The 9,668-nt window shown below is 50.6% G+C and carries 7 protein-coding genes; all 7 read left to right on the plus strand.

Going from position 1 to position 9,668, the window contains the following annotated elements:
* Window positions 1-294: 294 nt before the first annotated feature.
* The 7 genes from THS27_RS22270 to THS27_RS22300 all read left to right on the plus strand — a co-directional run bounded on the left by THS27_RS22270 (window position 295) and on the right by THS27_RS22300 (window position 9,371).
* Window positions 295-3,030 (plus strand): toxin VasX, encoded by a 2,736-nt coding sequence (locus tag THS27_RS22270; protein WP_085594622.1) that lies wholly within the window; start codon window positions 295-297, stop codon window positions 3,028-3,030.
* Window positions 3,030-3,893: a hypothetical protein gene (locus THS27_RS22275; protein WP_085594623.1), complete on the plus strand. Its 864-nt coding sequence runs from the start codon at window positions 3,030-3,032 to the stop codon at window positions 3,891-3,893. Before THS27_RS22270 ends, THS27_RS22275 begins: the two co-directional genes overlap by 1 nt.
* 117 nt (window positions 3,894-4,010) lie before the next feature.
* Entirely contained in the window at window positions 4,011-4,502 is a 492-nt protein-coding gene (locus THS27_RS22280) for a toxin VasX (RefSeq protein WP_371456118.1), read from the plus strand.
* A gap of 376 nt (window positions 4,503-4,878) precedes the next feature.
* Window positions 4,879-5,394, plus strand: a complete 516-nt coding sequence (locus THS27_RS22285; protein WP_085594625.1) for an Hcp family type VI secretion system effector — start codon at window positions 4,879-4,881, stop codon at window positions 5,392-5,394.
* Between the two features lie 235 nt (window positions 5,395-5,629).
* The gene (locus tag THS27_RS22290; RefSeq protein WP_085594627.1) at window positions 5,630-7,735 is read left to right on the plus strand and encodes a type VI secretion system Vgr family protein; all 2,106 of its coding nucleotides are present in this window, start codon (window positions 5,630-5,632) and stop codon (window positions 7,733-7,735) included.
* Between the two features lie 3 nt (window positions 7,736-7,738).
* Window positions 7,739-7,996, plus strand: coding sequence for a PAAR domain-containing protein (locus THS27_RS22295; protein ID WP_085594629.1), 258 nt, complete (start codon window positions 7,739-7,741; stop codon window positions 7,994-7,996).
* Window positions 7,997-8,282: 286 nt separating this feature from the next.
* A complete protein-coding gene (locus THS27_RS22300; protein WP_085594631.1) occupies window positions 8,283-9,371 on the plus strand; it encodes a helix-turn-helix domain-containing protein in 1,089 nt (362 codons plus the stop codon).
* Window positions 9,372-9,668 lie beyond the last annotated feature (297 nt).

Raw genomic sequence — 9,668 nt, forward strand, 5'->3', positions numbered from 1 at the left:
ACAGGAATTTATGCGGGATTCTTACGGGGATAGTGACCATAGCTGGCCGAAAAATCTGAAATATCCCTGGTGGCAAAGGTCTTTGCTGGGTCGGAAGAAACTGCCGGGCGATATTGATCAGCGTGCGGAACAGTGGTTGCAGTCGCAAAAGAAGACAACGCCCTGAACAATTACGTGTCATGCCCGCAAACTGGTGGGGATGACAGTTGTGACGGTCTGGGAACAATAGAAGCGCAGGCTATACTGTGCGAAGAAAATACCGTGTTGGAACACACAAAAAAGCGAGCAAACGAAATGGAATATGGTGATTTTTCTGCCAACGCAGATTCAGAAGAAACATTTTTCCCCTGCCAGCGCAGCAGCATTCCCATTTTGCCGGTGCGGTTTTCGCAACTGCCCTATGACCTGGAAAGCGCACAGGAGCCTTCATCGATCGGAAGCCCGGGGTCGCGTATTATCCGCACGCTGCGGCGTGGCTTTGTTTATGTTTATGTCGAAAATCCGCAAGAACCTGGTGATGCCAGCGACCGGCACGGGCCCGGTTCGTGGTATGTGTTTCGGTATGATACCAAGGGCCAGGACATTAATGGTGATTTTGTGCCAAGTGGAACAGACAGTTACCACCGGGCGGATTACAGTTTTACCAAATATGAATGGACCGATAATTATGGTGCCGATACCTGGCGCTATGACAGCTCGACCCCGGCCAGCAAAACCATCTGGGTGCCCAAATGGGCCAGCAAAGTGTGGCTGGCCTATAGTGAATATCGCTGGCCGCCTGCATTTTTCCGTCAGGGCCATGAGGAAAGCTTTCGCAAACAGATCATGCAGCCGGTTAACTTGCGCGGCAGCAACCAGTGGGCGGCCTATATTGGCAAGGCCGAGGAACTGGTCGAGGAATTCAAGCCATCTCCGAGCCGGGTTGACCCTACCCTGGAAGCGCGACTTGCGCTGTCGCAAACCAAGTTTGCCATAGCAACACCGCCACAAATTTCTGACGAATGTGCGGTGCTGGCCGCGTTACATGACCCGCTGGGCGATATTCTGGAAATGCAGTTTCGTTATGCGGCAAAGATTGACCACAAACAGAATTTTTCCAAGGCGAATGTCTATCCGTTAACGATTGGCCGTTTTTGTAAGGTAATTAAGGAACAGGTGCCTAAACGCGATGAATGGTACCAGATGCAGGACCCGGCCTTTGCCGAAAACTGGGAAATTTCATACGACAACCTTGCCTCCATCATCACCAGCATTGACAGTACGCTTGATGAACTGATTACCGGGATTAATACCCATATCGGCAATGAAAGCGATCATCATCTGGGCAAGCATCTTGCGCTTGGTTTTGGTCAGGAAAATGATCCGGATGCGGTGGGTTACGCGTCCCTTTTGCTGGGCCGCGCCCTGGCTGGTCTGGGGGCTACGGCACGTGGGCATATTGCCATTCGCAAAGGACTGGGCGGTGCCGAAGGCATTGCCAATGCTGATATTAACAAGGGTTCTTCGCTTATTAAACCGCTGCGCCTGTTTATGAAAGCCTGGAGCGGATTTAGCCCCGGTGTATTCGAGCGTATTCACCGCTGGCAGTTTTCTTTTGATATTACACTCGAAGCGATTGCATTGGAGATTGCAGCCGAACGCAAACTTCTTGATGGGCCGGAACTACGGAATGCGATTTCTAATGGCTATCGCCGGTCTGCCACTGGCACCGTCATGATGACAAAGCGTACCGTTTCCTATGTTGATGCGGTTAAATTCCTGCAAGGGGCGTTTAATGATGGTCAGGTCGAGGATTTGATCGCCGGGATCAGCCCGTCAGGACAAATGCATATGTCGTCGCTCGATACGCGAATGCCGACAGTTGATATGCCGGCTGTCGAAATGAACGGCAAGGTCGAACTAATGGGCGGATTACGTGCAGACCGCACCATTCGGTCGATTGAAGCTGGTACGGCGGGAATTGGTGTTTTGCTGGGGGCATGGGCCTTGCTTGAAACAGCAAAAGCTCATGAAAAGGCCAATGAACTGTTTGAAAAGGGGGTGGCAACATCCATCATTACCGGGAAATCGTTTACATTAACGGCAACTGCAATTGGTGTTGCCGATGCGGCGATGGGTCTTGGTTCCAAAACCATGAAGATGTTTGCTTCATCAGAACAAATTTCGCAAAGTGCGCTGGAAGTTCTCTATAAAAAGGCTATTCCCCAAGGGGCAGATAATTTGATCTATGCACCACGCCTGGCGTCGTCTGCCGGTATTGGTCGCGTTGTGACAACCTGGTTGCCAAGGGTTTCGATCCTGCTGGGGATGGTGATGTCGGCAGGCGGAATTTATCGCGGGATTGAGCGCGATGACCCGGCGGAAATTATTGGCAATACAGCATTGCTGGTTGGCACAATCATGATGCTTTTCCCCGCGACGGCCTGGATTGGGGCCATTGTTTTGCTGGTTGGTCTGGGCATCACATTTTTAAGTTATTCAGACACCGAAGATGTGGTGCGCAAATGCTTCTGGGGGCGGCAATCTCCTTATTGGGAATTACAGGTACGGCCGTCTTCCAATGAATTGATTGAAGAAACCCGTAATCTGCCAGGGCAGTGGAAACAGCACCTCGAAGAGGAAATCCACTGGTTCGAAGATTTGCTGTGGTCGATGACGATTGAAAACAAGACCGAGGATGACGGGATGTTTGTAATCGAAAGCCCGGCCTTTACCGAGGAAACACCTGGTACCCTGGAATTGCGTATTCGCGAGCTTTATGGCCGTTCCTGGGAGCTTAGCTACGATCTTTCGACCAGACAGATCAGCGGCGATGATAGTGGACAGGTCCACGTCAATGCCATGGCGGGGTCCTCTACCATTGTCGTGAAAATTGACCCGGCAAAGGACCGCGGCCAGCAACGCATGACACCGATGACGGGTTATTATTATATGCCTGTCGATACCGGCGATTATGTCAGTGCAGAATATACCCGTGGTGAAACCGGCCAGACCTTTTCTGCACATCTCAGCGGTAAAGGAAATCTGTAATGGCGCAGCGGCCTGATACTCCGGCAATCCGGCTTGAAGGCATTACCCATCCACGCAAGGATGTGGTTGAAGTTGCCCAATATTCATTTGGACGCCTTAAAATGGTTGCGGGGTTGGCTGCACTGGGAAGTTGGGTCGCGGCCATCTGGTGGCTATTTATACCGGTTATGACCGGGCAGGCAACGCCAATTGACCATTTGCTGGGTAAACTGGGACGGGGATATTTGTGGGGGGAAGATCCCGGCTGGGCACAGTCTTATAACCGGGAATGTCTTTCAAAAAACTACTATGGCTGCTCCGCAGATACGACCCCTTTTGAATACATTGCTCTGCAATTTCATGCAGATCCTAAATCTTATATCGTTCCGCTAGTCGGGCTTGGTCTGCTGGTAATTTGCGCATTTGCCTGGTTCTTCATTCGCAGGCCCGCGCCCGTGCGCTTTAACCGCGATATTGGCGCGATTTATGGCACTCACGACGGCAAGTTATGGATTTTGCCAGCATCAGATTTTGACTATAGTTATAAGGGTGAATTCGATCTGCTTTCTGGCAGGTTTTTTAACAGCGGCCCCATGCGGATCAGACTTGTTAATGCGCGTAAGCCACAGCGTAAGCGTGTGTTTTGTCTGGGGGCTTATCCGCCAGGCCATGATGCATATGGCGAACAGCTTGGCCGCGCACTGAAGAATTTTCTCGAGCGTTCAGGTACAGGCGAAATTATCGCGAATGCCCCTGGCCAAGCGCCGCTGAAATGGTGGCAGGCTTCCCTGTTTGGTGCCGCGCGCCTCCCCGAAGATATCGACGCGAAAGCCATCGACTGGCTGGCCGAACACGGTAAATTTCAGGGCTTTGTAAAGGCCTGACCGGGGATCTCGCTCGCCGCGCCGAAGTTGGCAAAAGCAAACGAACAGATGATCAAAGGGATGGACCGTGAATTACGGTGATTTTTTGCCACGGTCGATGCCTAAGAAACAGTCCTCCTGTGCGAACGGGCAACCATACCCATTCTTCCGGTTCGCTTTTCGTTGTTGCCCTATGATCTCGATAATGTTGTCAAACCGACATCTATTGATAATCCCGGGTCATATCCGGTGCGGACGTTGCGGCGTGGTTTTGTCTATATTTATGTGGAAGATCCTCGGGAGGATGGAGCCCCGACGGATAATCAGGGACACGGCAATTGGCATATTTTTCGATTTGATACAAATAGCAGAGACGTTAACGGAACTTACGTTCCGGAAAATACGGATGGCTATATTCGTGCTGACTTTAAGTTCAGTAAATATCTGTGGGCCGGCGCAACTGCGGATAGCAAATGGGTGTTTTTCCATACCCATGTTAAAAATATGGAAACTTCTTATGTTCGGCCAGCTACTTCCTATCGTTGGTGGGAACGTTCACTTTTGGGTCGTAAGAAATTGCTGGAAGATATCCATGAACGCGCCGCGAAGTGGACGGCGCAGCAAGTGTAGAAATTATATCGCCTCAACAGGTTGTTGCGGTACCTAGGCTTGCTCAATTTCGAGCAGGCCCTTTTTGTTTGTACTTGGATTTTGCGCATCGCGACTCTTTGCCACAAACAAAATTCCAGGACGAGCCGTGTTTTTGTATTCAGCGCAGGGTTGCAGGCGAAACTTCGCCCGGATGGGCGGAAAGTCGCCTGATGTTTTTTAAAACATGTTTGCTAAATATCGAATTTATAGTTTTTTCCCAGATAGTTAGCCTGTTTGTGAGAAAAATGAATTTTTGTCATTTTTCACGCAGACGCTGCTCAACAGGTTGGGGCATGGTTCTTTCACACCAAAACGGTGAACCAATTTTTCCAATCTGTTTAATGGAGATTTTCCCATGCCGATGCCAGCATATCTGACGATTGAAGGTGAAACCCAGGGCCTGATCACGCAGGGCGCGACCACCTTTGACAGCATCACCAACGAGTGGCAGGCCGGCCATGAAGATGAAATCATGGTTCAGGCCTTTGATCATTCCGTGATCACCCCGCGTGATCCGCAGTCTGGCAATCCGACCGGTACCCGTATTCATCAGCCGGTAACATTTACCTGCACGCTGAACAAGGCCGTGCCGCTGATGTATAACGCTCTTGTAACCGGTGAGCTGCTTCCGAAGGTTGAGCTGAAATGGTACCGCACCCAGGCATCTGAACAGGTCCATTTCTTCACCACCTCGTTTGAAGAAGCGCTGATCGTTGATATCAACTGCGCAATGCCGCATGCCAAAGATCCGGATGCCAAGGATTATACCCAGCTGGTCGATATTAAAATGACCTATCGTAAAATCATGTGGGAACACGTGGTTGCTGGTACATCCGGTTCCGACGACTGGCGCGCGCCCGTCCAGGCTTAAGGTCTGTCTCTCCCAACCAGACCTGCCGGACCTGTTTATCGGGTCCGGCTTCCTTCGTTTGTACTGCTTTGTTCCATAGGGGGTAGAATTGAAGGAATTTGTCACGTTTTTGCCATTTCTACACGTCAAAGTTGCGGGCGTGGGGCGGCAACAGGGAAGCGGGCTTATGTCTTTCAGGTCGTTTGGCAGGATTTGTCGTTATTAGTGTTATCGCGTTTGCAGCAAGAGGCGCACCATGAACCATATCATATCGGAAGAAACCCTGTCGGGACTGGCAAAACGGTTTTTATCGCAAGATCAGGATCTGGCATTCGCCTTTAGTGGCGCGACCGGGGACTTTTCTGTGGTGGGCTTTGACGCGCGCGAAACCATCAATGCACCGTTTGAAATTTCTATTCATTTGGCGTCGGGTGACCCTTCAATAGACCTTCATGCCCTGATCGATGCCCCTGCCTGTCTTGGCATTTATAATAAATATGACGAAGTGCGATATCTGCATGGCATCGTCACCGAGGTTGAGCGCGGTGACAGTGGTATCCGCCGGACATTTTATTCTGTGACGTTGCGCCCGACCCTAAGCCGGTTAGACCATGGGTCGGACAGCCGGATCTGGCAGGCAAAAACTGTACCCGATATCGTATCAGAAGTTTTCAAGGATTACGGGATTACGGATGTTGAATGGCGCCTTAATGGTCAACATGCGCCGCGTGAATATTGTACGCAATACCGTGAGACCCATCGGGCTTTTATCGAACGGCTTTTGTCCGAAGAGGGCATTCTTTATTATTTTGAACATAGTGACAGCAGCCACAAGCTGATTTTGACGGATGCGCCATTGGCAGCCCCCATGTTGCCGGCGGCACCGAAGATTGAATATAACCCGCGCACCGGCGGGCAAAATCGCGGTAGCTGGATCAGTGCTTTTTCCCAGCGGGAAAAATTGCGTTCATCTACCTATGAAATGAACGATTATACTTTTAAAAACCCGCCTGCCAATCAGCGTCGCAACCAGGCTGCACAGGAAAATAACGGGCTGCAAGGCGATTACGCCCTGTATGATTATCCGGGGCGCTACAAGGACCCGCGTGTGGGGGCACCTTTTACCAAACATCGGATCGAAAGTGTACGGGTAGACGCAACCACCGGCCACGGTGAAACCAATAATATTCAGCTTTGCCCCGGCTTTCATTTTGAACTGACCGGGCATGATGATGGTGGTGCAAACAGCCGCCATCGCATTCTTTCTGTCCAGCATAGTGGTACACAATCGGCAGCCCTGGAAGAAGATGCGGGCGGGGGGGCGACAACCTACAAGGCCAGTTTCACCACCATGCCGGGGCATTTGCCCTATCGCCCGCCGCTGGCGCAAAAACCTTTGGTCGATGGCCCGCAAATTGCCCATGTGACCGGTCCGGAAGGCGAGGAAATTTACTGTGATGAATTTGGGCGCATCAAGGTCTGGTTTCCATGGGATCGCTACGGCGAGAAAAATGAAAATTCATCGTGCTGGATCCGCGTTAGCCAGAACTGGGCCGGTGGTGCATGGGGCCACATGGCCATTCCGCGTATTGGTCATGAGGTCATTGTTGACTATCTGGAGGGGGACCCCGATCAGCCGATTGTAACGGGGCGAACCTATCATGCCACCAACCGCCCGCCCTATGGCTTGCCCGAAAACAAAACCCGGATGACGATAAAATCCCAAACCCATAAGGGCGAGGGCTATAACGAATTTCGTTTTGAAGATGAAGCCGACCGCGAAGAAGTCTTTATGCATGCGCAAAAAGACCACAACACCATTATTGAAAATAACGAAACCCATCAAATCGGCAATGACCGGTCCAAAACGGTGGCGCATGACCAAAGCGAAAGCGTTGGTAATGACAAAACCATTACGGTCAAAAACGACCATACCGAGAATATCGGCAATGATATGACCTATTCGGTGGGGCGCAACCAACAGGAAAAATACGGCAAGGACCATATCCATACGGTTGGAAACATTCATAAACAATCGATTTATGCGGATCATTTATATGAAACCGGCCGTAATTATGAAGGTTCTGTTTCCGGGGCGTATAAGCTGGATGTCGGTAAAACCATTACCACCAATACGGGCACTCATACCCTGATGGCATTTGAGAAATTTGTCATTAAGGGGCCGGGGGGCAAGATCGTGATTGATTCATCGGGTATTACGCTGGAGGCGGCCAAAATTAACCTTAAGGGGGCTGTTTCAATGGGTGGTTCCGGCTCGGCCCAGGTTCCCACCCTGTCGATGGCAGCCAACGAAGGTCTGCCGATTTGTGAGGAATGTGCCAAAAAAGCAGCGGAGGAATAACAGATGAAACCGGTTGCTCGCGTTGGCGACAAGGTTGATTGCTCCAAACATGGCAGCGGTACAATTACGGCAGGCGGTCAATCTATTGTTGATGGCAAGCCGGTTGCCCGGGTTGGCGATAAATGCAGTTGCGGCGGGAGCATTACCCAGGGTTCCAGCCAGTCGATGGATAACGGCAAACCCATTGCCTATGTTGGCTGTGCAATCAGTTGCGGTGGCACCGTTGTTTCAGGTTCGCCCACAGCAAAGGTAAAGCCCTGATTATGAACGATGTCGTTAATGTCTCGATAGTATGCCGCCTAAGACAGGATTGTTCTATTGTGCGCGACGGCGGCAGTTCAGTATGCTGATTTATTCTTCCGTATGCATCGCGGATTTTTAAGGATAGAGCGGGCCATCAACGATGCCGGGACTTGATAAATGGTTGCCGGAAATTGGCCGATAATGGTAGAAAAGGTAACAAATAATAAGTCACCAGACCAAGTAGGTGTGTGACAGGTTGAAGCGATCAGACTGTGTAGTTTAACAGTTTTGACGGAAGGGGCCTATGCCAGCACAAGTGATTGAAAAATCGGTATTCGATACAGGAAGTATCGAAGAACGGTTGCGCTATGACGTTTGGCGCGAAAGTATTTCGTGTATTTTTAGTGTTGATGCCCCAAAGGAGCTGCGTGATCCGCGGCGCTTTAATGCTGTTATAAGGGCATTGCGCGTTGGCAACCTGATGCTGGCGGAAACGGCCACTGTCGCCCAGTGCTGGAAGCGACGCCCGCTGGAAATTGCCCGCGACGGACTGGATCATTTTATGGTTCAGCTTTTCGTTAGTGGAAATATGACCTGGACGACCCCGTATGGTGACCAAACGGCAGGGCCCGGCGACCTGGTGGTGTTTGATCTGGCGCGCGAAATGCAAAGCCAGACCAGTGATTTTAACCATCTGTCGCTAATTATACCCCGATCCAGACTGGTGCCGGTGCTTGATCATCCTGATCATCATCATATGCAATTATTGCCTTCTTCCTTGCCGTTAACCCGGATGCTGGCCGATTATATCGTGCTGCTCAATCGTAACCTGCCAACGCTGGAAGACGGGTGCGCCATTGATTTGATGCCCGCAGTCATTTCAATGGTGGCTGCTTGCCTTAATACTGCCGGGCCAGCAGGGGCGGCGAGACGACAGGATGGATTGGCTGTTGTTGACGATCTGATTGATGTGCGTATTCGATCGTTTATTCAGCAAAACATGGCTGATGCCGATTTGGATGTGAACCGGATTTGCGATGAATGCGGAATTTCACGCAGTGCACTTTATCGGCTTTTTCGGGAAGAAGGTGGTGTGCGCCATTTTTTACGGGAACAACGGCTTGGCAAGGCCATGCGGGAATTATTGTTTTATTCTGAAACCCAGGTGTCCAGTATCGCGCGTGCGAACGGGTTTAGCCATGCCAACGATTTCAGTCGTGCTTTTCGTCGCCGTTTCGGGATGACGCCCCGTGACCTGCGGGCCACACAGGCGCGTCATAGCAAATCTGATGCATCCCTGCCTTGCGAGGAAGGACGAGAATACGAACAATGGCTGCGCCAGATTGGCCGAATAGGCAGCCTTGATAGATTTTCTTCTTCGCCCGTTCCCTGAAAACAAAATATTTCGCAAATTGTTTACCGATTGGGCGGCAATGAATGAACTGCGACTGTCATTGCCGCCGGGTGAAATGTTCGATGTTCGTGCTGCGTCTAAAGGTCGGGAAAATTTAAAGAACACCATGTGCCCGCAAATGATTTTTTGTTGGTAAGAAACGGGTGAAATTTGAAATTTTTCTAACAATACGTCCCATATGTTTTTCAATCTTAAAAGAACATTGTATTAGTAAATTGGTATTGAAAAGATGGGGAATGTGCATACAGGGTATAACAGCACAACAACCAGATCCAA

The organism is Thalassospira sp. MCCC 1A01428 (assembly GCF_002115825.1).
Classification (GTDB): domain Bacteria; phylum Pseudomonadota; class Alphaproteobacteria; order Rhodospirillales; family Thalassospiraceae; genus Thalassospira.